This is a genomic window from Acidovorax sp. sif0632, from assembly GCF_019218805.1.
In the GTDB taxonomy this organism is placed as follows: Bacteria; Pseudomonadota; Gammaproteobacteria; order Burkholderiales; family Burkholderiaceae_C; genus Acidovorax; species Acidovorax facilis.
The window spans coordinates 15,374-37,395 of sequence record NZ_JAHUWW010000012.1 but is presented as its reverse complement, the minus strand read 5'-3'; the positions used below and the strand labels follow the sequence as shown (position 1 = coordinate 37,395).

General features: G+C 65.3%; 24 protein-coding genes. 14 read left to right on the top strand and 10 right to left on the bottom strand.

Annotated elements, in window-relative coordinates:
• Positions 1–584 precede the first annotated feature (584 nt).
• Entirely contained in the window at positions 585–1,289 is a 705-nt protein-coding gene (locus KW832_RS25240; RefSeq protein WP_218301892.1) for a hypothetical protein, read from the top strand.
• Between the two features lie 909 nt (positions 1,290–2,198).
• On the top strand, positions 2,199–2,336 hold the full coding sequence (locus tag KW832_RS25230) for a hypothetical protein (protein WP_218301893.1): 138 nt from the start codon (positions 2,199–2,201) through the stop codon (positions 2,334–2,336).
• A gap of 291 nt (positions 2,337–2,627) precedes the next feature.
• Here KW832_RS25230 and KW832_RS25225 read toward each other — a convergent pair whose 3' ends face one another.
• From KW832_RS25225 to KW832_RS25210, 4 genes are read right to left on the bottom strand one after another with little or no spacing between them, the layout of a single operon-like run.
• Positions 2,628–3,410 carry a uracil-DNA glycosylase family protein gene (locus KW832_RS25225; RefSeq protein WP_218301894.1) on the bottom strand — a complete coding sequence of 261 codons (783 nt, stop codon included), beginning with the start codon at positions 3,408–3,410 and terminating at the stop codon, positions 2,628–2,630.
• A gap of 28 nt (positions 3,411–3,438) precedes the next feature.
• On the bottom strand, positions 3,439–3,918 hold the full coding sequence (gene rimI, locus KW832_RS25220; RefSeq protein ID WP_121421487.1) for a ribosomal protein S18-alanine N-acetyltransferase: 480 nt from the start codon (positions 3,916–3,918) through the stop codon (positions 3,439–3,441).
• Between the two features lie 19 nt (positions 3,919–3,937).
• A complete protein-coding gene (tsaB, locus tag KW832_RS25215) occupies positions 3,938–4,654 on the bottom strand; it encodes a tRNA (adenosine(37)-N6)-threonylcarbamoyltransferase complex dimerization subunit type 1 TsaB (protein WP_218301895.1) in 717 nt (238 codons plus the stop codon).
• 30 nt (positions 4,655–4,684) lie between these two features.
• Positions 4,685–5,584 carry a DMT family transporter gene (locus KW832_RS25210; protein WP_218301896.1) on the bottom strand — a complete coding sequence of 300 codons (900 nt, stop codon included), beginning with the start codon at positions 5,582–5,584 and terminating at the stop codon, positions 4,685–4,687.
• A 97-nt stretch (positions 5,585–5,681) separates the two neighbouring features.
• Between KW832_RS25210 and dacB the strand changes: the two genes are divergently transcribed.
• The 3 genes from dacB (at position 5,682) to KW832_RS25195 (ending at position 8,904) form a co-directional block, all read left to right on the top strand.
• The gene (gene dacB, locus KW832_RS25205; RefSeq protein ID WP_218301897.1) at positions 5,682–7,154 is read left to right on the top strand and encodes a D-alanyl-D-alanine carboxypeptidase/D-alanyl-D-alanine-endopeptidase; all 1,473 of its coding nucleotides are present in this window, start codon (positions 5,682–5,684) and stop codon (positions 7,152–7,154) included.
• A gap of 50 nt (positions 7,155–7,204) precedes the next feature.
• Positions 7,205–7,474 (top strand): SemiSWEET transporter, encoded by a 270-nt coding sequence (locus KW832_RS25200; protein WP_055395455.1) that lies wholly within the window; start codon positions 7,205–7,207, stop codon positions 7,472–7,474.
• A gap of 131 nt (positions 7,475–7,605) precedes the next feature.
• Positions 7,606–8,904 (top strand): lipase family protein, encoded by a 1,299-nt coding sequence (locus tag KW832_RS25195; RefSeq protein WP_218301898.1) that lies wholly within the window; start codon positions 7,606–7,608, stop codon positions 8,902–8,904.
• Positions 8,905–9,018: 114 nt separating this feature from the next.
• Here KW832_RS25195 and KW832_RS25190 read toward each other — a convergent pair whose 3' ends face one another.
• The 4 genes from KW832_RS25190 to purE all read right to left on the bottom strand — a co-directional run bounded on the left by KW832_RS25190 (position 9,019) and on the right by purE (position 12,734).
• On the bottom strand, positions 9,019–9,972 hold the full coding sequence (locus tag KW832_RS25190; protein ID WP_218301899.1) for an SGNH/GDSL hydrolase family protein: 954 nt from the start codon (positions 9,970–9,972) through the stop codon (positions 9,019–9,021).
• A 76-nt stretch (positions 9,973–10,048) separates the two neighbouring features.
• On the bottom strand, positions 10,049–11,065 hold the full coding sequence (locus tag KW832_RS25185; protein WP_218301900.1) for an L-threonylcarbamoyladenylate synthase: 1,017 nt from the start codon (positions 11,063–11,065) through the stop codon (positions 10,049–10,051).
• Between the two features lie 2 nt (positions 11,066–11,067).
• Positions 11,068–12,243: a 5-(carboxyamino)imidazole ribonucleotide synthase gene (locus KW832_RS25180; RefSeq protein ID WP_218301901.1), complete on the bottom strand. Its 1,176-nt coding sequence runs from the start codon at positions 12,241–12,243 to the stop codon at positions 11,068–11,070.
• The gene (gene purE, locus KW832_RS25175; RefSeq protein ID WP_055395445.1) at positions 12,240–12,734 is read right to left on the bottom strand and encodes a 5-(carboxyamino)imidazole ribonucleotide mutase; all 495 of its coding nucleotides are present in this window, start codon (positions 12,732–12,734) and stop codon (positions 12,240–12,242) included. Before purE ends, KW832_RS25180 begins: the two co-directional genes overlap by 4 nt.
• Before the next feature lie 157 nt (positions 12,735–12,891).
• On the opposite strand from purE, the gene trxA reads away from it, so the two are divergent.
• The gene (trxA, locus tag KW832_RS25170; RefSeq protein ID WP_218301902.1) at positions 12,892–13,800 is read left to right on the top strand and encodes a thioredoxin; all 909 of its coding nucleotides are present in this window, start codon (positions 12,892–12,894) and stop codon (positions 13,798–13,800) included.
• Positions 13,801–13,878: 78 nt separating this feature from the next.
• Here the strand turns inward: trxA and KW832_RS25165 are convergent, their stop codons facing one another.
• Entirely contained in the window at positions 13,879–14,799 is a 921-nt protein-coding gene (locus KW832_RS25165; protein WP_218301903.1) for a phosphoribosylaminoimidazolesuccinocarboxamide synthase, read from the bottom strand.
• 271 nt (positions 14,800–15,070) lie between these two features.
• On the opposite strand from KW832_RS25165, the gene KW832_RS25160 reads away from it, so the two are divergent.
• The 4 genes from KW832_RS25160 to hprK all read left to right on the top strand — a co-directional run bounded on the left by KW832_RS25160 (position 15,071) and on the right by hprK (position 18,443).
• Positions 15,071–16,297, top strand: coding sequence for an MFS transporter (locus KW832_RS25160; RefSeq protein ID WP_176887400.1), 1,227 nt, complete (start codon positions 15,071–15,073; stop codon positions 16,295–16,297).
• Positions 16,298–16,534: 237 nt separating this feature from the next.
• Positions 16,535–16,870, top strand: coding sequence for a ribosome hibernation-promoting factor, HPF/YfiA family (gene hpf, locus KW832_RS25155; RefSeq protein ID WP_010464246.1), 336 nt, complete (start codon positions 16,535–16,537; stop codon positions 16,868–16,870).
• 113 nt (positions 16,871–16,983) lie between these two features.
• Positions 16,984–17,451: a PTS sugar transporter subunit IIA gene (locus tag KW832_RS25150; RefSeq protein ID WP_055395439.1), complete on the top strand. Its 468-nt coding sequence runs from the start codon at positions 16,984–16,986 to the stop codon at positions 17,449–17,451.
• A gap of 35 nt (positions 17,452–17,486) precedes the next feature.
• Positions 17,487–18,443, top strand: coding sequence for an HPr(Ser) kinase/phosphatase (gene hprK, locus KW832_RS25145; protein WP_055395437.1), 957 nt, complete (start codon positions 17,487–17,489; stop codon positions 18,441–18,443).
• A 174-nt stretch (positions 18,444–18,617) separates the two neighbouring features.
• Here the strand turns inward: hprK and fur are convergent, their stop codons facing one another.
• Positions 18,618–19,034, bottom strand: a complete 417-nt coding sequence (fur, locus tag KW832_RS25140; protein ID WP_055395436.1) for a ferric iron uptake transcriptional regulator — start codon at positions 19,032–19,034, stop codon at positions 18,618–18,620.
• Between the two features lie 89 nt (positions 19,035–19,123).
• Here fur and KW832_RS25135 point away from each other — a divergent pair, with 89 nt between their 5' ends.
• The 4 genes from KW832_RS25135 (at position 19,124) to KW832_RS25120 (ending at position 21,957) form a co-directional block, all read left to right on the top strand.
• Positions 19,124–19,684: an outer membrane protein assembly factor BamE gene (locus KW832_RS25135; protein WP_218301904.1), complete on the top strand. Its 561-nt coding sequence runs from the start codon at positions 19,124–19,126 to the stop codon at positions 19,682–19,684.
• 81 nt (positions 19,685–19,765) lie between these two features.
• Positions 19,766–20,611 (top strand): 4-hydroxy-tetrahydrodipicolinate reductase, encoded by an 846-nt coding sequence (gene dapB / locus KW832_RS25130; RefSeq protein WP_082437324.1) that lies wholly within the window; start codon positions 19,766–19,768, stop codon positions 20,609–20,611.
• Positions 20,612–20,743: 132 nt separating this feature from the next.
• On the top strand, positions 20,744–21,511 hold the full coding sequence (locus KW832_RS25125) for a MotA/TolQ/ExbB proton channel family protein (RefSeq protein WP_218301905.1): 768 nt from the start codon (positions 20,744–20,746) through the stop codon (positions 21,509–21,511).
• A complete protein-coding gene (locus tag KW832_RS25120; protein WP_176887395.1) occupies positions 21,508–21,957 on the top strand; it encodes a biopolymer transporter ExbD in 450 nt (149 codons plus the stop codon). Before KW832_RS25125 ends, KW832_RS25120 begins: the two co-directional genes overlap by 4 nt.
• Positions 21,958–22,022: the final 65 nt, after the last annotated feature.

The following is a 22,022-nucleotide window of genomic DNA, read 5'->3' as shown; positions in this document are numbered from 1 at the left end:
GCAGGGCTATCAACATGGCTTCACTCCCCGGGTGGATTGCAAGGACTCTATCAACTCCTTTAGAACCGCTCGCGCCATGAAGAGTGGATAGCGTTTGGAGTCTATGCAATCGTCCGGGATGCGACAGGTAATGAAGGCTACGCCATCTCCTTGCAAAAGAGCAAGCTGACCAAACTAGGCCTTGGCTGGGCCAAGACGGTGGGGCACATGCGCCGGGTGCTGGTGCGTGGGCTCAAGAAGTCGATCAGATGTTTGTGCGGACAATGGCAGGCTACAACCTCACGTGACTGGGCAGATTGGGGCAAATCCGTCTGCAGAGGCAGATGTGAAACGTGCATGTGGAGGTGTTTTTCATTATGTGGAAGACTGCTGCGAAAAATGTGTTTGCAGCCGCTGAGCGGCTTCGGACGCAGGGGGGTATTTCAGCTGCCTGCTATGAGGACTGCGGAGTATTAGGCCAGCGCTGCTATCTCAAGTTTGAGAAATGCCTGAAACAGTGTAAACATTTTTTAACAAAAAAATCATTATGATTTTAGGTGGATTGCTAGAATGCAAGCTCGCAATTTTGCGAGGGAAGTGGGAGTTTGCAATTGAAAAAATTAAGAAAATTTTCTGTTATTCTGACATTGGCCGCCAGTAGCTTCTTTATGTCCAACGCGCAGGCAGCCGGTTGGATTGATGTAGGAACTTCAACATTTCGTTTTTCAGGCTGGGCCTGCGATCCAAGCATTCCAAATTATTCTGGATGGGTACATTTTTATAGGGATGACAACAAATTTCTTGGTGCACTGTTGGCAAATATTCCTCGCGACCCCGGTGTTGCAAGTGCCTGTGGTGATGCGGGTGTTCATGGATTCGATGGGGTATTATCGGTGCCGGTAGATTACCTTGACAATAACGAGCATGCTGTCCGCGCTTACTTTATTAAGCCTGATAATTCCAATTTTCTGCTTGATAATGTCAAGCGTGTGGTTTTTAAGGCGCCGCCCCCGCCAACTATCAGTGGATGTGCGGTGGATTACCCCGGTGCCGGGTGGGTGTTAACGCGTTCAATATTTGGAATTAACTCCGGTTGCCCGAATCAAACGACTACGTACAAAATCTATACATATGTCGCTGGCCTAGCAGTTGGAACGCAGATGACTGCATGCCCCAGTCCGTGGTGGGAATTTCCTGAGGGCTGGACTATATATGACCAAGGTGGCCCATCAGGCAGTCAATGCTACAAATCAGATTCCACAGGGCAACCGGTGCCTGAGAAATACCGGTTGATCCGGCGAGTGAATTAGTTTTCGCATCCTGGATGATCACATGGACGCTTGTGGAACACATGCGTCTGATACCACTCCGCCATTGCCTGCATCGGCGTTTTGTTTTGCTTTTGAGCGCTGCCCGCGGCAACTGGTGTGGTGTGTCAGGAGTAAGCGTCAAATAGTTGAGCAAGCGGCTCGAGCTACGGATGCCAGGATGGTATCGGAGCCTTTTCGTCACTCAAAAAGTTCGGTTTTTTTGCCGTGACGATTGATATATGGCCAGATGGCAAGCTCAAGCGGCAGGGCGTTGGCGTGGGCGATTCGCTTTGTCCACCCCTTGGTGAGTGGCTAGAAAAATGCGCTCCACCAGGTTTTGCGATGAGACACAAGTCGGCCTGAAGTGAATGCGATGGCGGGGATGTGCGGTGAATCGAAGTAGGGACGTAAATGGCAGAGCGCCTCCCGCACATATCCGAACTTTCGGAGTTCCCGCACACGGCTCTTGCCTTGGGTGTTTGACGGCAAAGCGCTGGCTTGGCCATGGATGAAGGATCCATGGCGAGGGTAGCGTAGTAGGACGCAAGTTTCAGCATCTGCTGCTACGTCAAGTTGTCCCCGGCTACGTCGTTGTTGCGAGCGCAGCCACAGGCTCGTGATGTGATACCGGAACGCGTTGAGTGCGCGGAAGTTCGTTGGCACTGCGTGGTAAGCCAAGAACCCATTCGCCCCTGCTTGCCCCCACCGCCCCTGTTTGGGTATGGGTGCGTGCATTCGGCGCCTCAACTCCTCCTTGATCTCCCTGAGTTTGGCCGTCATTCGGTCGCAGTGCGTCTTGCGGTGGGGCAAGAGGGCTCCAGGTCGGGACTTGCCGCAAATGAACGTGAATCCCAGGAAGGTGAAAGTCTCTAGCTTGCCGAGCCTACGCCGTCTGCGTCCGAGCGCCGCATGGCGACCGAATTCAAGCAGGCGGTTTTTTTCCCCATGAAGCTCAAGCTCGAACTGCTTGAGCCTCTTTCGCATCGCATCGCATCACAGAAGCGCTTCGCATTGGCTTCTCGCTCGAAGCCGACAACAACATCGTAGGTACATCACAAGACATACATCCGAAACCAGGAGGAGGAATACGAGAGGTTGGACCAACTCAGCCTATAGAGATGAGTAGCAACCAGTAGGTGACTCCAAAAATGGGGAGTCGCTTCGAGCGGCTCACATCCTGAACGCTCCCGGCGGTGCCAGGGGGATGGATACGAGTCCGTCGGACTTGGAGACCGTCGACATCTAATTCGGCAAAAAAATTTCCTCGCTGGGGCCGATTTGCGCTGATCGGCGCTCCAAGTCCGACAGCCTCCTAGCAAAAGCCCTCGCCCGCAGCGGTCAGCCGGGCGAAACCTGGCGCACGATGGCCAGCGCCCGGCACAGGTCGGCCCAGGCGGCGGCCTTGATGTCTTGCGAGCGCAAGAGAAACGCGGGGTCGTAGGTCACCACGGCCGGGCATCCCGCCAGCTGGTGCGGGCCCGCGCGCAGGCGGCCCAGCGGCTCGGTGCGCCACAGCGCCGCCCGCGCCGCCACATGGCCCAGCACCAGGACCAGGGCGGGTTGCAACTCAGCCACGGCGTCGGCCAGCGCGGCGGGGATGTTGCTGTCGCCACCGGTCTCTGCGCCGGCTGCAGTGCGCTCCAGCGCAGCAAGGAACACACGGGGGTGCTTGTGCAGCTGCATGGCGCGCAGCATGTTGTCCAGCAGCCGGCCTGCGTCGCCACCCAGCGGCTCGCCCGGCGTCAGGCTCTCGGTCACGATCAGCCAGCCTCCACCCAGCCCGGCCGGGGTCTGCGATGGGTCGGCGCTGGGGTAAAGCACCTGGGGCGCATGCAGCCGCAAGCTGGGGATGGCCGGTGCTGCGCCTGCGTTCTCTACCGCAGGTGCCGGTGCGGGTGCTCGCGGGGCCGCTGGCTGGGGCGCTCGCGCAGCAGGAGGGCTGGCCACGGCGGGTGCCGGGGCGGTGGGGGGCGCCATGCGGGCGGCAGGGGCGGGCGCCGCCACGGCGACGGCGGGGGCCCCGGCTGTGGTGGGTGCTACGGGTGCCTCCGGCTGCACCCACACGGTGACGCCCATTTCTTGCAGCATGGCGCGCTGCCGCGCATCGAGGTGAAGGCTCATGGAAAAAAGGGCCGGTTGAAGGTGTTGCTCACAGTGCCAGGCTCATGACCACGGCATCTTCGCGCTGGCCCAGGTCAGCGGGGTAGTAGCGCTTGCGTTCGCCCACGCGTCGGAACCCGTGTGTCTGGTAGATGTGCTGGGCGCGCAGGTTGCTCACGCGCACCTCCAGCCACAGCCACTGGGCGCCGCGCCCGCGCGACCACAGGGCCAGCGCGTCCAGCAGCACCCGCGCCCAGCCCTGGCGCTGGAACTCGGGGGTGACGGTGATGTTGAGCAGGTGCACCTCGTCCACCCCCATCATGGCCACGAAGTAGCCGAGCAGGTGTTCGTCCGCCATCAGCACCTGTGCCTGGTAGCCCGATGCCATGGCATCGGTGAAGTTGCCGCGTGTCCAGGGGTGCGAATAGGCACGTTGTTCCACCGCCAGCACGGCATCCAGCCGCGCGAGCGTGAGGGCTTCAAAGCGCGCCTCGGGCGCGCCGGCAGACGGGGTGGGCAGGGCGCTCATGGGGTCTGGCAGAAAGGATTCACAAAGGAGCGGGCACCGCCTGGGCGGCGCGCAGCGCAGCCCGCTCGGCGGTGGTTTGTGCCACTTTATCGCGGATGTAGCGCGGCAGCGCATCGCTGGCCGGCACACCTTCGCCCGCTGCCAGCAAGGCCGGTGCCAGGCGCAGCAGCGCCGTGGCTGTGGGCAGCGCGGCCACGTGGGCGGCCATGGGCGCCAGCCGCTCGCCATAGGGCGTGCGCGCATTGCCCGCCACCGTCCACCCTGCGGGGGCAAGCACGGATTCCGGTGCGCCCAGGCCAAAGTCGGCCTCGGTGTGCCAGCGGCCCTGGGCGGCGACCCATTCGCAGCGCGCGTGGTAGACCTCGTCCATGCGCGCGTCCAGCACCGCCACCACCTGCGTGCAGCTGTGCGCGTGGCGCGCTTCCTCGGCTACGGCCAGCAGGGTGTCCACGGGCAGCACCGGCACACCCTGGCCCCCGCGCGCGCCAAACGCCAGCCCCTGGGCCACGGCGCAGGCGGTGCGCAGGCCGGTGAAGGAGCCTGGGCCCCGGCCAAACACAATGGCCTCCAGCGTGTCGAACGACAGGCTGGCCTGCGCCATCAGGCTGCGCACCGTCGGGATCAGGGTGGCCGACGCTTGCGCGCCCCCGGGGCCCGTGTGCTGCCACACGGCATCCCCGTGCTGGACGGCAATGGATAGGGTGTCGGTGCTGGTGTCGAAAGCAAGCAGATTCATGGGGCCAGTGGGGTTGCGCGGCAAAGGAGGTCAGGGGACGGTAGGGCCAGGCACGGGCGTGGGCGGGGTGACCGCAGGCGCCTGGCTCCTGCGCAGCACGCCCAGCAGGATACCGGCAGTCACCAGCAGCAGGCCGGCGACGAGGTTCCAGTACATCGGCTCGTCCAGAAAAATCACCGCGCCGATGGCCGAGAGGCCGGGCACCAGGGCCGTGATCATGGTGGAGCGCACAGGGCCATAGTGCTGGATCATGCGGGTGAAGCCAATGCCCGAGATCACCACCGACCCGCCACCTTGGAACGCCATGTGAAAGACGATCTCGCTCCACGGCGCAATGGCCAGGTGGCTGGTGACGGTTCCCAGCGCAATCAGCAGGGCATAGCTGGGAACATAGACCAAGCAGGCAAACGCGGTGATGGCGATGGTGGCCTGCACGGCGTCCACGGCGTGGCGCCGGGCCAGCACGCTGTAGGTGGCCCAGCAGGAGGCGGCTAGCATGAACAGCACGTCGCCCTTCCACACATCACCGCCCGAAAACGCTGCCAGCAGCGCCGTCCACAGGGGCAGGCTGCCCGGCATCAGCACTGCTGCATGGGTGGCGGGCGCGTGGAAGAACCCCGCATAGGCCAGCATGGCGTAGAGCAGACCGCCAAAGCTGCCCAGCAGCACCGTGGTGCGCAGCGGCAGGGGCGAGATACCTGCCAGGCTGGAGGGCGGGGCAGCAGAGCCCAGTGCTGTGGTGCGCTGCCGCACCATCCACCAGCCCCAGGGCAGCAGGACCAGGCTGGCGCCCACGATGCGCAGCAGCGCAATGTCGAACGGGGTGAGTGTGCGCTGGGCCGAGGCGCGGGCAATGACGATGAAACCCGTCCAGATGGTGACCGTCACGACTGCCGCCAGCAGGCCGATGGCACGAGGAGAAAAACGCATCGGAGGATTATCGGTGGGTGGGGGCGGCGGCGCTTGCAGCGGGCCTGGGGGCCGGCGCGGCCCAGGTGGGTTTCCTGCCGGGCGATAGACTCGCTCCATGCTTTTGCTTCCTGTTTTTTGGCGCCGCGCTGCGCTGCGTGGCGCCCTGGGTGTTGTTGTGGCCTGGTTGGCTCTGGTGGGGGCTGTTGACACGGCCCAGGCCCAGGCGGCGGCGCCCGCCACCCCGCTGCCGCCCGAGGTCGAAGCCGCCCTGGCCCGCGCCAGGTTACCGCGCGAGGCCCTGTCGGTGATGGTGGTGGATGCCCAGGGCGGCAAGACTTCGCCTGCGCGCCTGGCGCACCGTGCGCAGTTGCCGGTGAACCCGGCATCGGTGATGAAGCTGGTGACCACTTACGCCGCGCTGGAGCAACTGGGCCCCGCCTATGTGTGGAACACCCCTGTCTATCTGCAGGGCACGGTGCAGGACGGCAGCCTGCGGGGCAACGTCTACATCCAGGGCCAGGGAGACCCCAAGCTGGTCATGGAGCGGCTGTGGCTGCTGATGCGCCGCCTGCAGGGCCAGGGCATCCAGGTCATCGTGGGCGACATCGTGCTCGACCGCACCGCCTTTGAGGTGCCCGACCACGATCCAGCGCGATTTGATGGCGAGCCCCTGCGCCCCTACAACGCCGCGCCCGACGCGCTGCTGCTCAACTACAAATCGTCGGTGATGACCTTTGTGCCGGATGCCGCCGCAGGCCTGGCGCGCATTCAGTACGACCCACCCCTGGCGGGCGTGGCGCGCCAGGCCACCGTGGCGCTGGGCGCGCCGGGCACCGAGTGTGGCGACTGGCGCGGTGCCTTGCGGGCGGAGCTGGCCGACCCGGCCAAGGTGGGCTTTCAGGGCGTGTACCCCGCGTCCTGCGGGGAGCGGGTGTGGCCCGTGGCCGCCGCCGACCCGCGCGGCTTTGCGGCGCGTGCGGTGGAGGGCATGTGGCGCGAACTGGGGGGCAAGCTCACGGGCAGCGTGCGCGAGGGCAAGCTGCCGCCTGGTCTGAAGCCTGCCTTTACCGTCACCTCGCCCGCGCTGTCCGAGGTGGTGCGTGACGTGAACAAGTACAGCAACAACGTGATGGCGCAGCAGGTGTTCCTGACGCTGGCACTGCAAAAGAACGGCGTGGCCACCTTCGACGGTGCGCGCGAGGCCCTGCGCCAGTGGTGGCTTGCACGCATCGGCGACGCAGAGCTGCCCCAGGCCGACAACGGCGCAGGCCTGAGCCGCGATGCCCGCCTGACGGCCCAGGCACTGGCGCGCATGCTGCAGGTGGCCTGGGTATCGCCCGTGATGCCGGAGCTGGTGGCGTCGCTGCCCATCTCCGGGGTGGACGGCACGCTGCGCCGCAGCCAGAGCCGTGCGGGCACGGCCCACCTCAAGACGGGCAGCCTGCGCGATGTGATGGCCGTGGCCGGTTACGTGCACGCGGCCAGCGGGCGGCGGTATGTGCTGGTGGCCGTGGTCAACCATGCCAATGCCGGCGCTGCACGGCCCGTGCTCGACAGCCTGATCGACTGGACCGCGCGCGACCAGTGAATAATGCGCACTCGCGCAGCCATCCGCCGCGCAGTCACCCGCCTCCCTTCATGTCCACCACCGAGCTGATCGGCTACGTTGCCGCCTTCCTGACCACCTGCAGCTTCGTTCCGCAGGCCCTGCATACCTTCCGCACGCGCGATGTCCGGGGCATCTCTCTGGGCATGTACAGCGTGTTCACGGCGGGGGTAGCGCTGTGGCTGGTGTATGGCGTCGTCCTGGCGGCGTGGCCCATCGTGGTGGCCAACGCCATCACGCTCGCGCTGGCGGGGACGATCCTGGGGATGAAGCTGGTCTACGGGGCGCGTGGCCATCGTTGAGCGGCCACTGCTGGCGGGCTGCTGTCACCTAGGCGTCTGCCCGCTGGTTCGGTCCGCGTTATCCCCTATGGATGGTGCAGTGCAGGTGCGCGCACGATGCGTCGTTGTTTCTTGACCTGAGGTATCCATCCATGAAGTATTTCCGCCTTACCTGTGTTGCCGCTGCTGCGGTGCTGCTTGTCGCCTGCGGTGGCTCTGACGATCCAGACCGTGGCTCGCTGATCGACCCCCCTGCCGTGATGACCACGCTGACGGCCGCGCAGATCGACGCAGGCACCTCCAGCAGCGGCCTGCAGGCCATCACGGGCAAGGCGAAGTGTGATGTCAAGGTGGTGGCGCTCAACTACGCCACCGTCGGCGCCAAGGCCGGAGAGAACACCAACGCCTCGGGCGTGATGCTGGTGCCCGCTGGCAGCTGCAGCACGGCCGCACCGCTGATTGCCTACGCCAAGGGCACCGATGTGCAAAAGCCCCGCACCCTGGCCAACCCACAGGACAACGAAACCTTCCTGCTCGCCGCCATGTACGCCGCCCAGGGCTATGCGGTGGTGGCCACCGACTACCTGGGCTTTGCCAAGTCGGGCTACAGCTACCACCCCTACCTGCATGCCGATTCGGAAGCCACCACGGTCATCGACTCGGTGCGTGCCGCGCGCAATGCAGCCGGCACCGTGGGGGCCAATCTGTCGGGCAAGGTCATGTTCACGGGCTACTCGCAGGGCGGGCACTCGTCGATGGCCGCACACCGCGCTGCGGAACGCGACTACGGCAGCGAATTCAATGTGGTTGCTGGTGCCCACCTGGCGGGCCCGTACAACCTGTCGGGCTCGCTGCGCATTCCGGATGCGATTGCCGGGGTGCAGTTCTTCGTGCCGTATCTGGTGACGGCCTGGCAGAAGGTCTATGGCGACGTTTACACGGACGTCAAGCAGGTCTTCAAGGCACCGTACTCGGGCTACATCGAAAATCTGCTGCCCAACCCCACGATGACCTACACCACGCTGCTCACCTCGGGCACCCTGCCCGCAGGCACGCCCAACCAGGCGCGCGACGCGCTGTTCCAGTCCGCCTTCATCACGGGCTCGCAGACCAGCACCACCCACCCGCTGTACCTGGCGGCCAAGAAAAACGACCTGCTGGGCTGGAGCCCCAAGGCCCGCGTGCTGCTGTGCGGCGGCGCGGGTGACCCCACAGTGCCTCCAGCCATTCACCAGCGCGTGATGAAGGCCGACTTCGACAGCCGGGGCCTGACCAACGTGACCTCGGTCGACGTCGATGCCGCCATCCAGGCCACCTTTGGCCCGGGTGGTCAGGCCCCCACCGACCCCGCATCGGCCGCGTTTGCCACCTACTACGGCGCCTACCATGGCACCTATGAACCCCCGTTCTGCCACGCCCAGGCGCGCGCTGTGTTCGACATGGTCAAGTAAGCCGGTCGGCATGCCGTACAGCAAAAAGCCGACCCAAGGGTCGGCTTTTTTTGTGGGCCGCTGCCCCTGCACAGCAGCAGGCTCAGCGGCGGCTGGGGGCGAGTCAGCAGCCCCTTACCAGCGGGCGCGCAGGCGGTCGTAAGCATAGGTGCCGAACTGGCGTTGCGCCGAGGGCGTGAGGTACACCGGGTCGGCAAACACGTAGGAGGTCTGGCTGGCGCCTGGCAGCAGCGTGGAGGCGGTGCACAGGGCAGAGTTGACCTGTCCTGCGCCGATGCCGATGCCGTTGGTGGCATCCACCGAGGTGCACACGGCCGTGGTGGCGTTGTTGAAACCGTAGTTGGCGGGTACGCCGGTGTACAGGTTCACGTAGTAGGCCAGGTCCACATACAGTACGTTGGCACCTAGGTCCACGATGCCCACGAGCAGGCCGTCGTTGAAGCGGCTGCTGGCGTCAGCCAACAGGGCTTCGCGGCCAATGGTCTTGGCCCAGGGGGTCTTGCTCAGGTCGTAGGTTCCCGTCACGACCACATATTTGGCGCCTGCGGCGACCAGGCGTCGCACCTGCGCGGCCATGTCTTCACCCGCCTGGCGGGCTGCGGCCACCATGGCGGCCTCGGTCTGGGTGCCGGCCTGCACGGCGGCCATGCCGGCAATCACGTCGCTGATGCCGCCGCTCAGAAACACCACGTCACTGGCGCCAAAGCTGCCACTGGCCAAAAAGGTGTCGATCTGCTCGGTGATGGTGGGGGTGCTGGCGTTGCCTGCCGCGTCGGGCTTGATCTTCACGCGGGCATTGCCTACGGCATAGCTCTTGCCACCCGCAGAGGCGGCCGCAAGGGGCTTGCCGTAGTTGGCAGCCACCTGCAGGGTCCAGTTGTTCACGCTGCCGTCGTTAACGGTATAGCGCGTTCCTTTTTGCCCCACATCGCTGTTGGCATCGCCAAACGCGATGAAGCGCTCGGGCGCGATGGCCGATTCGGTGGTGCTGGAACCGCAGGCCGCGAGCAACGCGGCCGACGCACATGCGGCGACCAGTACGGTGCGGCGCATCCAATTTGCTGCCATGTATTTCTCCAGAAAAGTGGGGGGTAGTTTAGCGGTGCAACGTCAACGCATGTAAAGCCGCCTGGCGCGGCCGGAATCACGCTGCAGACGCACGCTGCAGTCGGTCGCGCACGCCTTCCCACTCGGGGCTGGTGGGCGGGGTCTCGATCCAGATCAGTTTCACGCCATCGTCGTCAAAGCCGCGCAGCACCGCGAACAGCTGCTGGGCCGTGGCGGTGGCGTCGTCGGGCATGCGGCGCATGACGAGCTTGGACGATTGGGTGCGCAGCGCAGCACGGGCATACACCGCGATGTGGGCGGCGTCGGCGCCCAGCAGGTCCAGGCCGGTCTGCAGCGCCTTGGCGTCCATCAGCCGCACCTTGGCGGCGGGCGCGTAGTGCGCTTCGAGCGTGCCCGAGGCGCGGGGCGTGAGCGCGGGCATGTCGTCCTTGGACAGCGGCGCAATGCCGCAGGCCGCCCGGATCTGCTCGCGCGTGATGGCGCCGGGGCGCAGCAGCACGGGCACGCCCCGCGTGCAGTCCACGATGGTGCTTTCGATGCCCACTTCGCACGGGCCGCCGTCGAGCACCAGCAGCTCGGCGCCCAGCTCGTCCTGCACGTGCCGGGCGGTCGTGGGGCTCACGCGGCCAAAGCGGTTGGCGCTGGGGGCGGCCACGCCCCACACGGGCGGGCCGCCCTGGGCGTCGCTGTCGCCGGGTGCGGCGCAGGCCAGCAGCAGGGCATGGGCCACGGGGTGGGCGGGGCAGCGCAGTCCCACGCTGTCCTGCCCGCCCGTGGCGGCGCTGGCCACGCCGGGCAGGCGCGGCAGGATGAGCGTGAGCGGGCCGGGCCAGAAGGCATCGACGAGCTTCTGCGCAAAGCTCGGCACCTCGCTGGCGAAGTGCGCAATGCCCTCGGCGTTGGCCACATGCACGATCAGGGGGTGGTCGCTGGGGCGCCCCTTGGCCACAAAAATCTGCGCCACGGCGGCATCGCTGCTGGCATCGGCCGCCAGGCCGTACACCGTCTCAGTGGGCAGGCCGAGCAGCGCGCCGCTGCGCACGGCCCGCGCTGCGGCGGCGATGGATGCGGGCTGGGTGCCGTCAAGAATCATGGTCAGAACGGTGCGATGCCCAGCAGGGCCGCCGCCTGCAGGGCAGTGGCACGTGCTGCTTCGGGGGTGGCTGCGGTGATGTTGAGATGCCCCATCTTGCGGCCGCGTTTGGCGTCGCGCTTGCCATACAGGTGCAGGTGCGTGCCGGGCAGGGCCAGCACCTCGGCCCAGGGGGGCGTCTGCGCGGCGTCGCCGTGCGCAAACCACAGGTCGCCCAGCAGGTTGAGCATCACGGCGGGGCTGTGCTGGCGCGGCTGCGTGAGCGGCAGGCGGGCCATGGTGCGCACCTGCAGCTCGAACTGCGACACATCGCAGGCGTTCTGGCTGTAGTGGCCGCTGTTGTGTGGGCGCGGGGCGATCTCGTTCACCACCAGGCTGCCGTCCTGCAGCACAAAGAACTCCACGCAGAGCACGCCGACGTATTGCAAACCATTTGCTATCGAAACTGCAGCTGCTACCGCTTGCTGGGCAAGCGCTGGAGGCAGATTTTGTTCAAAAACCTCCGTCACCGCCAGAATCCCGTCGCGGTGCAGGTTGCGCTGCACGGGCAGGTGCACGGTGCCACCGTCGGCGCCGCGCGCCACGATCACCGAGCATTCCAGCGCCAGCGGCAGCATCTTCTCCAGCACGCAGGGCACCTTGCCGACAGAGTCCCAGGCAGCGGCCAGCTCGGCGGGCGTCTTCACGCGCACCTGGCCCTTGCCGTCGTAGCCCATGCGGGCCGTCTTCAGGATGCCTGGTAACAGATCAGAAGAAACTGCAGCCAGTTGCTCAGCCGTTTCGATCACCGCATACGGCGCACAGGGCACGCCGCAGGCCACAAAGTGGGCCTTTTCCCGCGCACGGTCTTGCGCCACCGACACAGCGCTGGCGGCGGGCGACACGGGGCGTTGCGCAGCCAGTGCAGCCAGCGCGGTAGCGGGCACGTTTTCGAACTCGGTGGTCACAGCATCCGACAGGCGGGCCAGCTCGGCCAGGCCTTGCGGATCTTCATAGCCGGTCTGGATGTGGTGGTGGCTCACCAGCCCGGCCGGGCTGGTGGGGTCGGCGTCGAGCACGGCCGTGAAGTAGCCCATGGCCTGCGCCTGGTGCACAAACATGCGGCCCAGCTGGCCGCCGCCGAGCACGCCCAGCGTGGCGCCAGGCAGCAGCGCTGTCAAAGTGTTGTCGGCGCTCATGCAGCGGGCGGCAAGGTCATGTTGCGGGCCACTTCCGTCTGCTCGGCGCGAAAGGCTTCGAGCCGCTGGCGCAGCTCGGGGCTCTCATTGGCCAGCAGGGCCACGGCGAACAGGGCCGCATTGGCAGCGCCCGCCGTGCCGATGGCGAACGTGGCCACGGGGATGCCCTTGGGCATCTGCACGATGCTGTGCAGCGAATCCACACCCTGCAGGTGGCGGCTGGCCACGGGCACGCCCAGCACGGGAACGGTGGTCTTGGCGGCAATCATGCCGGGCAGGTGGGCGGCGCCACCGGCGCCCGCGATGATGGCTTTGAGGCCCCGGCCGGCAGCGGCCTCGGCGTAGGCAAACATGTCGTCGGGCATGCGGTGGGCCGAGACCACGCGGGCCTCGTGCGCGATGCCGAACTGTTCAAGAATCTGCACTGCATGCTGCATGGTGTCCCAGTCGCTGCTGGAACCCATGACCACGCCGATCTGGATGGGTTTCATGGTGTGGAGGGCGCTGGCGGGCAGGTTGCGCCTGCTCTGCCGCTGTAGGTGGAACCCGCGATTTTACTTTTTGCGCCTCCCTTCCCGGCATGGGGCTGTTTCGATGGGCCAAAATAGCGCGCAAACCGCTCCACAGGCCCCTGGCCTCCACACCGCCATGATTGACGTCACCGTAGAAAATTTTGAAACCGAGGTGGTTGCTGCCTCGATGAACGTGCCCGTGCTGGTGGACTTCTGGGCGCCCTGGTGTGGCCCCTGCAAGTCGCTGGGGCCGGTGCTGGAAAAGCTGGAGACCGACTACGCGGGCCGCTTCAAGCTGGTCAAGATCGATTCGGACCAGGAGCAGCAGCTGGCGGGCATGTTCGGCATCCGCAGCATTCCCACCTGCGTGCTGCTCATGAATGGCCAGCCCGTGGATGGCTTCATGGGCGCCCTGCCCGAAGGCCAGGTGCGCGCCTTCCTGGACAAGCACATCCCCACCGCCGAAGAACTGGTGGCGGAAATCGAGGAAGAAGAAGCCCAGGACGCCCTGGCCGAAGGCGACACCAGTACCGCGCTGGAGAAGCTGCAGCACGCCGTGGTGACCGATCCTTCCAATGACGACGCGCGCTTCGACTACGTCAAGCTGCTGCTGCAGTTGCGTCGCGAGGACGACGCCAAGGTGGCCTTTGCCCCCGTCATCGCCAAGGCCGCAGCCTCGCGCAAGCTGGGTGCGTTGAAAGCCTGGATGGATGCTATTGATTTCGTAGCTTCTAACGATTATGGGGAAGGCGCTGGCGCCGATTTTGATGCAAAAATCGCCGCCAACAAGCGCGACTTTGATACCCGCTACGCCCGCGCCCGCTGGCTCATGGCCGACCAGCGCTGGACGGACGCCATGGACGAACTGCTCGAAATCCTTATGCGCGACAAGGCCTGGGGCGAAGAGGCCGCCCGCAAGACCTATGTGGCCATCCTTGAAATCATCGAGCCGCCCAAGGTGAAGGTGGCCGACGGCCAGATCCCACCCGACGACCCGGTGGTGGCGACCTACCGGCGCCGCTTGTCGAGCGTGGTGCTCAGTTGAGCTGAGCGGGGGTTCACCGCACCAAAAAGAAAAGGCCCGGGAAGGGCCTTTTCTTTTTGGTGGGGGCTGACGGAGGCGTCAGGCCGTCAGCCGCTCCAGCGCTTCACGGTACTTGGCGGCGGTCTTTTCGATCACTTCGCGCGGCAGGCGGGGGGCGGGCGCGGTCTTGTCCCAGGGCTTGCCGTTCACCTGGGCTTGCTCCAGCCAGTCGCGCACAAATTGTTTGTCGTAGCTCGGCGGGTTCTGGCCAGCGGCCAGGGCGGCCTCGTAGCCTTCCACGGGCCAGTAGCGCGAGCTGTCGGGCGTGAGCACTTCGTCCATCAGCACCAGCGTGCCATCGGGCGCCAGGCCAAACTCGAATTTCGTGTCGGCAATGATCATGCCTTTGGCGAGCGCGATGTCGGCAGCAGCCTTGTAGATCGCAATGCTCAGGTCGCGGATGCGGGTGGCCAGGTCCAGGCCAATCATCTCCACCGTGCGCTCGAACGTGATGTTTTCATCGTGCTCGCCCGCAGCGGCCTTGGCGGCCGGGGTGTAGATGGGCTCGGGCAGCTTGGCGGCATTGGTCAGCCCTTCCGGCAGGGGCACCCCGCACACTGCGCGTGATTCCTGGTATTCCTTCCAGCCGCTGCCGGCCAGGTAGCCGCGCACCACGGCTTCGACCGGAATGGGCTGTAGCCGCTGCACCAGCATGGACCGGCCACGGATCTGCGGGGCTTCTTCCGGAGACACCACACTTTCGGGCGCGTCGCCCGTCAGGTGGTTGGGGCAGATATCTCCGAGCTTGTCGAACCAGAACAGTGCCATCTGCGTGAGCAGCTCGCCCTTGCCCGGAATGGGCTCGCCCATGATCACGTCAAAGGCCGACAGGCGGTCGCTGGCCACCATCAGGATGCGGTCGTCGCCCACGGCGTAGTTGTCGCGCACCTTGCCGCGTGCCAGCAGGGGCAGCGATGTCAGGGCGGAGGTGTGCAGGGCGTTGGAGCTGGGCTGGGTCATGGTGTCGGTGTGGGCGATCGATGTGCGCTGCAGGCAGGCCGCAAAACGGGGAGTGAAGCGCGGGAGCTGGTGAAGTCTTCAAGTGCGTGCGCGCAACCTTTGGATTTTACGCGCGGGTCTGACGCGTGTCTGCGGCAAGGGCTCGGTGGGGGCTCGGCAGGGGCATGTACCGGCGTGCATGAGGGCGCTAGTGCGGACCTGCGCGCTCGGTGAGCTTGCGGCACACTGTGTGGCCCTGAATCTGACAGCGCCACCTTTGGCCGCGCCCCCTGTGCCCTCCACCTCTGCGCTTACTCCCCGCCGCGAACTTTGGCTGCTGCTTACCCTGGCAGGCATTCAGTTCACCCACATCCTTGACTTCATGATCATGATGCCGCTGGGGCCCCGGTTCACACAGCTGTTTTCCATCAGCGACGCGCAGTTCGGGCTGCTGGTGTCGGCGTATACGCTGTCGGCCGGGGCTTCGGGTTTGCTGGCGTCTACGTACATTGACCGGTTCGGGCGCAAGCGGCTGCTGCTGGTCCTCTACGTCCTATTTGGGCTGGCCACACTGGCCTGTGGCGTGGCGCCCACCTACGGCACGCTCATGGTGGCGCGCGTTTTGGCGGGGGCATTCGGGGGTGTCTTGTCGGCCCTGTCGCAAACCATCGTGGCTGACGTGATCCCGTTCGAGCGGCGCGGCCGTGCGATGGGCATCGTGATGACCTCGTTCTCGGTATCGACCGTGGCCGGTGTTCCGCTGGGGCTGATCCTTGCCGAGGTGGGCGGCTGGAACATGCCGTTCATTGCGATTGCCGCGATGGTGGGGCTGCTGGCCGTGCTGGCGGCGCGCACCATGCCGGCGATGACGGCCCATGTGCAGGCTGCCAGCGGACGAACGGCGCTGGGCGGCATCGGACAAGTGCTTGTCGACCCGAACCATCGCTGGGCGTTCCTGTTCTCCGCGTTGCTCATGTTTACAGGTTTTACGGTGATTCCCTACATCACCATCTACATGCAGACCAATGCCGGTGTGCGGGCAGACCAGATTCCGGTGGCCTACCTGTGTGGAGGTGTCGCGACCCTGTTCACCGCGCGCCTGTTTGGCCGGTTGACGGACCTGCGCGGCAAGGTGCGAACCTTTCGCTGGCTGGCCCTGGCTGCGGCGCCCTGCCTGCTGGGCATCACGCTGGTGCAGGGGCTGCCGCTGTGGGGCGTGCTGGCGGTGTCCACCCTGATGTTTGCCTTTGTGAGCGGCCGGATGATTCCCGGCATGGCCATCGTGGCCTCTGCGGCGCAGGCACCGCTGCGCGGTACCTTCATGACCTTGAACGCATCGGTGCAGTCTGCGGCCATGGGGGCGGCGTCTTTGGTGGGCGGGATGCTGATCAGCCGCGACGCGCAGGGACTGGTGCAGAACTACTGGATGGCGGCGCTGGTGGGTATTGCCGCGAGCCTGCTGTCGATGGTGGTGGCAGGGCGGTTGACGCTGCATGGCGCAGCGCCTTCGGCACGCTGAGCAACTGCCGACTAGCGGGGCGTGTGCTCCCCGGCAACTCAGCCATTGTGCGCGCTTTTTGGGGGCTTGGCACCTTGGCGGGCATAACCCAGCGGGTCGGGGCGGAATGGGATTGCTTTTCAGGAAGGGCGGGGGCATAGTGACTTCACGTCAACGGGATGCATCCAAGTTCGCCGGGCCGCTCCTCTGATCCAGGGCGGCGCTTCTTCCACAGAGAGTGTTACAGGAGACTTATTTATGAACCTGACGATCAGCGGTCACCACCTCGAAGTTACCCCAGCCTTGCGCAACTACGTCACCACCAAGCTGGACCGGATCACCCGCCATTTTGACCAAGTTGTCGACGTCAAGGTACTGCTGACGGTAGAGAAGCAAAAGGAGAAGGAAAAGCGGCAGCGAGCGGAATGCAATATCCATGTGAAGGGCAACGACCTGTTTGCCGAAAGCTCCCACGCCGACCTGTATGCTGCCGTGGATGAACTGGTCGACAAGATGGACCGTCAGGTGGTGCGCCACAAGGATCGCCTGCAGGACCACCACCACGAAGCCGCCAAGCGCGAACTGCACGCTTGATGCGCCAGCCCTGAGCCTGGCACAGCAGCCGCCCCTTTCGGGCGGTTTTTTTGTTGCCCACAGCGCCGCGCTCAGGGTTTTCGCCAATATGTGCATAATTGTTACCCTTGACCATGAACCGACTCGCCTCCATCCTGCCCTCCGCTCAAGTGCTTGTGAGCGTTGACGCCACCAGCAAGAAGCGTGCTTTTGAAGAAGCGGGTCTGCTGTTCGAGAGCCAGCACGGTCTCTCGCGCGCGTTGATCACCGACAGCCTCTTTGCGCGTGAACGCCTGGGCTCCACCGGTCTGGGCCATGGCGTGGCCATTCCCCACGGGCGCATCAAGGGCCTCAAGGCACCGATGGCTGCCGTGTTCCAGCTGCTGAACCCCATCGGGTTCGATGCGCCAGACGAATTGCCTGTGGGCCTGCTGATTTTTCTGCTGGTGCCTGAAGCCGCCACACAGAAGCACCTCGAAATCCTCTCCGAGATTGCCGAACTGCTCAGCGATTCGGCCCTGCGTGAAAGGCTCAAGGCCTGCACCGATGCTGCCGAACTGCACGGCATGATTGCCGGCTGGCAGTCCACGCAAACGGCCTGAGCCTGTCTGGCGCTGCGCACTTTCGCTGATTCGCCGTGAAGCCCAACGTTGTCAGCGCCGATGTTCTGTTTGAGGAATTTCGCGGCCCCCTGAAGTGGGAGTGGGTGGCCGGGCTGGGCGCTTCCGAGCGGCGCTTTGACGAAGTGGCCGTGCGGTCCGCGCGCTCGGGGGCCGATCTGGTCGGCTACCTCAATTACATCCATCCCTACCGCGTCCAGATCCTGGGCGAGCGCGAGATTGCCTATCTGAGCAGCGCGTCTCCCGACGATTGCAAGCGTCGCATTGCCCGCATCGTGACGCTGGAGCCGCCCGTGCTGGTGCTGGCCGACGACCAGACCGCCCCCGATGCACTGGTGTCGATGTGCGAGCGCGCGCAGATCCCGATGTTCTCCACGCACGAGTCCTCGGCGTTTGTGATCGACGTGCTGCGTGCCTACCTGTCCAAGCACTTTGCCGACCGCACCACCATGCACGGCGTGTTCATGGACATTCTCGGCCTGGGGGTGCTGATCACCGGCGAATCTGGCCTGGGGAAAAGCGAGCTGGGCCTGGAGCTGATTTCGCGCGGCAACGGCCTGGTGGCCGACGACGCGGTGGACCTGTACCGCATCAACCAGACCACCATCGAAGGCAAGTGCCCCGATCTGCTGCAGAACCTGCTGGAAGTGCGCGGCATCGGTCTGCTCGATATCCGAGCCATCTTTGGCGAGACGGCCGTGCGCCGCAAGATGCGCCTCAAACTCATCGTGCACCTGGTGCGCAAGGAGACCCTGGAGCGCGACTACGAGCGCCTGCCCTACGAGCCACTCACGCAAGACGTGCTGGGCGTGCCAGTGCTCAAGGTGGTGATCCAGGTGGTGGCCGGCCGCAACATCGCCGTGCTGGTCGAAGCCGCCGTGCGCAACACCATCCTGCAACTGCGCGGCATTGATACCTACCAGGAATTTGTGGAGCGCCATCGCCGCGCCATGGAGCGCGATACAGGCGGCTAGTATGCTGCGTATTTGATAGCTGCCGGCGCTTGGCAGGCAGGCGCTACAGCCAATTTAGGTTCAGATGCTGCGAAACTGGCGCGCGCCAATACCAGTGCACCCGTGGAACCGGCTTCGCCGGGCCACTGGGTGCGTCCCCCTCGGGGGAAGGCGCCGAAGGCGACTCAGGGGGGCTTACTTGCTAGCGCAGGCAGCGCACTGGCCATACAGGGCCATGGTGTGGTCCTGCACCAGCCAGCCCTTGGCCTTGGCCACGGCCTGCTGGCGTTTTTCAATCTCGGGGTCGTAGAACTCCTCCACCTTGCCGCACGACGTGCAGATGAAGTGGTCGTGGTGCTGCCCTTCGTTGAGTTCGTACACCGCCTTGCCGCTCTCGAAATTGCTGCGGATCAGGATGCTGGCCTGCTCGAACTGCGTGAGCACGCGGTAGACCGTGGCCAGGCCAATGTCCGAACGCTCTTCCAGCAGCACGCGGAACACATCTTCGGCCGTCATATGGCGTTGCTCGCCTTTCTGGAATATCTCCAGAATCTTCAGGCGGGGCAGCGTGGCCTTGAGTCCCGTGCTTTTGAGTTCGTCGATGTTGGTCATGGCATGGTCTTTCGGGATGCGGGCCTCGGCCTCAAGGTCAGAAGGCCTGCCGCTACAATGGGGCGATCATATCCTCAGCCCTTTTACCCATGCCCGTCAAAGCCCGTTTCAGCGCCCGCCTGGGCCTGGTCCTTTTGGTCGGTGCCAGCGTGGCCGCCCTGGCCGGTTGCAGTAGCCTGGATGGTGCCAGTACCCGCATTGCCAGCATTGTCACTCCCTACAAAATCGCTGTGGTGCAGGGCAATTTTGTGTCGCGCGAGCAGGTCGAGGCGCTCCAGCCCGGCATGAGCCGCCAGCAGGTGCGTGAAATCCTCGGTACGCCGCTGGTCACCAGCCTGTTCCATGCAGACCGCTGGGAATACGTGTTCACGCTCAAGCGCCCCGGTGAAGAAGCCCAGACCCGCAAGCTGACCGTGTATTTCAAGGGCGATGGGCTGGACCGCTCCGAAGGCGATCCCATGCCCACAGAGACCGAGTTCGTGGCCACACTGGGCTCGCGTGGCTCCAAAAGCAAGGTGCCCGTGCTGGAGGCCACACCGGAGCAACTGGCCCGCTACCCTGCGTCGCAACGGCCATCTGCCTCCCCGACAGCGCCCCCGCTGGAGCCTGCTTCTGTCAGCTACCCGCCGCTGGAAGCCCCAGCACGCTGATTTTCGCGATCTGGCCGGTGGGGCAACGGGTAGATCGATGCCCGCCTCACTTCAAAGCCAACGACAACGTACAGGACACTCATGACAGGGACCCCTTCGCCTGCCCCCGCATCCACGCCCTCGCGCCCCCTCCGTGTTGCCGTTGCCGGTGCATCCGGTCGCATGGGCCGCATGCTGATCGAGGCCCTTCGCGCCAGTGACGACTGTGTGCTGGCAGGCGCGCTGGACGTGCCGTCCAGCCCCGGCATCGGTTCGGACGCCACCGCGTTTCTGGGCCATGCCAGCGGTGTTGCCATCACGGCCGACATTGCTGCGGGCCTGAAAAACGCCGACGTTCTGATTGATTTCACACGCCCTGAGGGCACCCTGGCCCACCTGGCCGTGTGCTGCGAACTCGGGGTAAAAGCCGTGGTGGGTACCACGGGCTTCACCGATGCGCAGAAGGCCGAGATTGCCGTCTTTGCCCAGCGCACCGCCATCGTCATGGCGCCCAACATGAGTGTGGGCGTGAACGTCACCCTCAAGCTGCTGCAGATGGCGGCCAAGGCCATGGCCACGGGCTACGACATCGAGATCATCGAAGCCCACCATCGCCACAAGGTGGATGCGCCCTCGGGCACCGCGCTCAAGATGGGCGAGGTGATTGCCGAAGCCATGGGGCGCGACCTCAAGGAATGTGGCGTGTACGCCCGCGAAGGTGTCACTGGTGAGCGCGATCCGTCGAGCATCGGTTTTGCCACCATCCGGGGTGGTGACATCGTGGGCGATCACACCGTGCTGTTCGCGGGCATCGGCGAGCGCATCGAGATCACGCACAAGTCTTCCAGCCGCTCCACCTACGCACAGGGCAGCCTGCGGGCGGTGCGGTTCCTCGCTGGGCACAAGACGGGCATGTTCGACATGTTCGACGTGCTCGGTCTGCAATGAGAAACCCCCTGAGATGCTTCGCATCTTCCCCCTGCAGGGGGACGCCACCCGTGGCCTGGCGCAGCCAGTTCCACGGTGGCACTGGCTTCGGGCGCGCCAGTTGCGGGCGATGCGCCAAATAGCGAGGTATTGATGGACGCTCTCCACTGGTGGCGCCAGGGCGACGCCGTCACGCAGGGTGCCGCACTGGTGCTCCTGGCCATGTCGGTGGCAAGCTGGGTGGTCATCGTCTGGAAGCTGCGGCTCATGCGCCAGGCCAGTGCCGATGTGGCCCGCAGCACTGCGGCGTTCTGGCAGGCGCCATCCATGGAGGTTGCAGCACAACGTTTGCAGTCTTTTGACCGCGCTGCGCTGGTCTTGCCTCTGGTGGTTGCTGCAAATTCAATAGCAAATCATTCTCTGCCCGATGCCCCGGCCTCATTGGCCAGCGCGGGCAGCCTGTCTCAGCGGTTGACCCGGGTGCTGCGCGATGCCCTGCATGGCGTGCTGGGGCGCCTGCAGTTTGGCCAGGTGCTGCTGGCCACGGTGGGCTCCACCGCGCCGTTCGTGGGGCTGCTGGGCACCGTGTGGGGCATCTACCATGCGCTGACGGCCATGGCGGGCGCGGGCCAGATCACCATCGACCGCGTCTCCGGCCCCGTGGGCGAGGCCCTGGTCATGACGGCGGCCGGGCTGGCCGTGGCCATCCCCGCGGTGCTGGCCTACAACGTGTTTGGGCGGCTGATCGGCCGCATCGAGGCGGACCTGGAAGGGTTTGCGCGCGACCTGCGCGAACTGGTCATTGACACGGCGGCACTCCAGAGTTTGGCAGGCACCACAGAAGGTCTGAGCAATGCGAGCCGACCCGCCGCCGGGCCGCCCCAAGGCGGGTCAGCCCCCATGGGGAGCGTGGGGGCATGAGTTTCGGCAGACTCGAACGCACCACCGGGCCACAGCCCATGAGCGACATCAACATGACGCCGCTGGTCGATGTGATGCTGGTGCTGGTGGTTATCTTCATCCTCACGGCACCGCTGCTGGCCAGCTCCATCCGGCTCGACCTGCCACGCTCCGAGGGCGCCACGCCCGGTAGTGCGCCGCAGTTCGTTACCCTTGTGGTCGATGCGTCGGGCCAAGCCTTTCTGGACGACCAGCCACTGTCGCAGAGCGCGTTGGCTGAGCGCCTGCGCCGCATCGGCGCCGAACGGCCCGACACCGAAATCCAGCTGCGCGCTGACGCCGCAGTTCCCTACGGGCGCGTGGTCGAGGTCATGGGCGCAGCGCATCTGGCCGGGCTGCAGCGCATCGGCTTTGTGGCCGAGCCACCGGCCGCAGGCGCGCCGTCTGCCCCTGCCAAGGCCCCCTGAAACCGCCGTGCGCTGCCGTGCCAGCCGGTCTGCACAGGCCGCTGGCGGCGGCAGGCGCGGAAGGC

Bases quoted from the DNA above. Each gene is read 5' to 3' on its own strand.
- KW832_RS25230 (WP_218301893.1), top strand. From the start codon at position 2,199: ATGGCGACCGAATTCAAGCAGGCGGTTTTTTTCCCCATGAAGCTCAAG.
- KW832_RS25225 (WP_218301894.1), bottom strand. From the start codon at position 3,410: ATGAGCCTTCACCTCGATGCGCGGCAGCGCGCCATGCTGCAAGAAATG.
- rimI (WP_121421487.1), bottom strand. From the start codon at position 3,918: ATGAGCGCCCTGCCCACCCCGTCTGCCGGCGCGCCCGAGGCGCGCTTT.
- tsaB (WP_218301895.1), bottom strand. From the start codon at position 4,654: ATGAATCTGCTTGCTTTCGACACCAGCACCGACACCCTATCCATTGCC.
- KW832_RS25210 (WP_218301896.1), bottom strand. From the start codon at position 5,584: ATGCGTTTTTCTCCTCGTGCCATCGGCCTGCTGGCGGCAGTCGTGACG.
- dacB (WP_218301897.1), top strand. From the start codon at position 5,682: ATGCTTTTGCTTCCTGTTTTTTGGCGCCGCGCTGCGCTGCGTGGCGCC.
- KW832_RS25200 (WP_055395455.1), top strand. From the start codon at position 7,205: ATGTCCACCACCGAGCTGATCGGCTACGTTGCCGCCTTCCTGACCACC.
- KW832_RS25195 (WP_218301898.1), top strand. From the start codon at position 7,606: ATGAAGTATTTCCGCCTTACCTGTGTTGCCGCTGCTGCGGTGCTGCTT.
- KW832_RS25190 (WP_218301899.1), bottom strand. From the start codon at position 9,972: ATGGCAGCAAATTGGATGCGCCGCACCGTACTGGTCGCCGCATGTGCG.
- KW832_RS25185 (WP_218301900.1), bottom strand. From the start codon at position 11,065: ATGATTCTTGACGGCACCCAGCCCGCATCCATCGCCGCCGCAGCGCGG.
- KW832_RS25180 (WP_218301901.1), bottom strand. From the start codon at position 12,243: ATGAGCGCCGACAACACTTTGACAGCGCTGCTGCCTGGCGCCACGCTG.
- purE (WP_055395445.1), bottom strand. From the start codon at position 12,734: ATGAAACCCATCCAGATCGGCGTGGTCATGGGTTCCAGCAGCGACTGG.
- trxA (WP_218301902.1), top strand. From the start codon at position 12,892: ATGATTGACGTCACCGTAGAAAATTTTGAAACCGAGGTGGTTGCTGCC.
- KW832_RS25165 (WP_218301903.1), bottom strand. From the start codon at position 14,799: ATGACCCAGCCCAGCTCCAACGCCCTGCACACCTCCGCCCTGACATCG.
- hpf (WP_010464246.1), top strand. From the start codon at position 16,535: ATGAACCTGACGATCAGCGGTCACCACCTCGAAGTTACCCCAGCCTTG.
- KW832_RS25150 (WP_055395439.1), top strand. From the start codon at position 16,984: ATGAACCGACTCGCCTCCATCCTGCCCTCCGCTCAAGTGCTTGTGAGC.
- fur (WP_055395436.1), bottom strand. From the start codon at position 19,034: ATGACCAACATCGACGAACTCAAAAGCACGGGACTCAAGGCCACGCTG.
- KW832_RS25135 (WP_218301904.1), top strand. From the start codon at position 19,124: ATGCCCGTCAAAGCCCGTTTCAGCGCCCGCCTGGGCCTGGTCCTTTTG.
- dapB (WP_082437324.1), top strand. From the start codon at position 19,766: ATGACAGGGACCCCTTCGCCTGCCCCCGCATCCACGCCCTCGCGCCCC.
- KW832_RS25125 (WP_218301905.1), top strand. From the start codon at position 20,744: ATGGACGCTCTCCACTGGTGGCGCCAGGGCGACGCCGTCACGCAGGGT.
- KW832_RS25120 (WP_176887395.1), top strand. From the start codon at position 21,508: ATGAGTTTCGGCAGACTCGAACGCACCACCGGGCCACAGCCCATGAGC.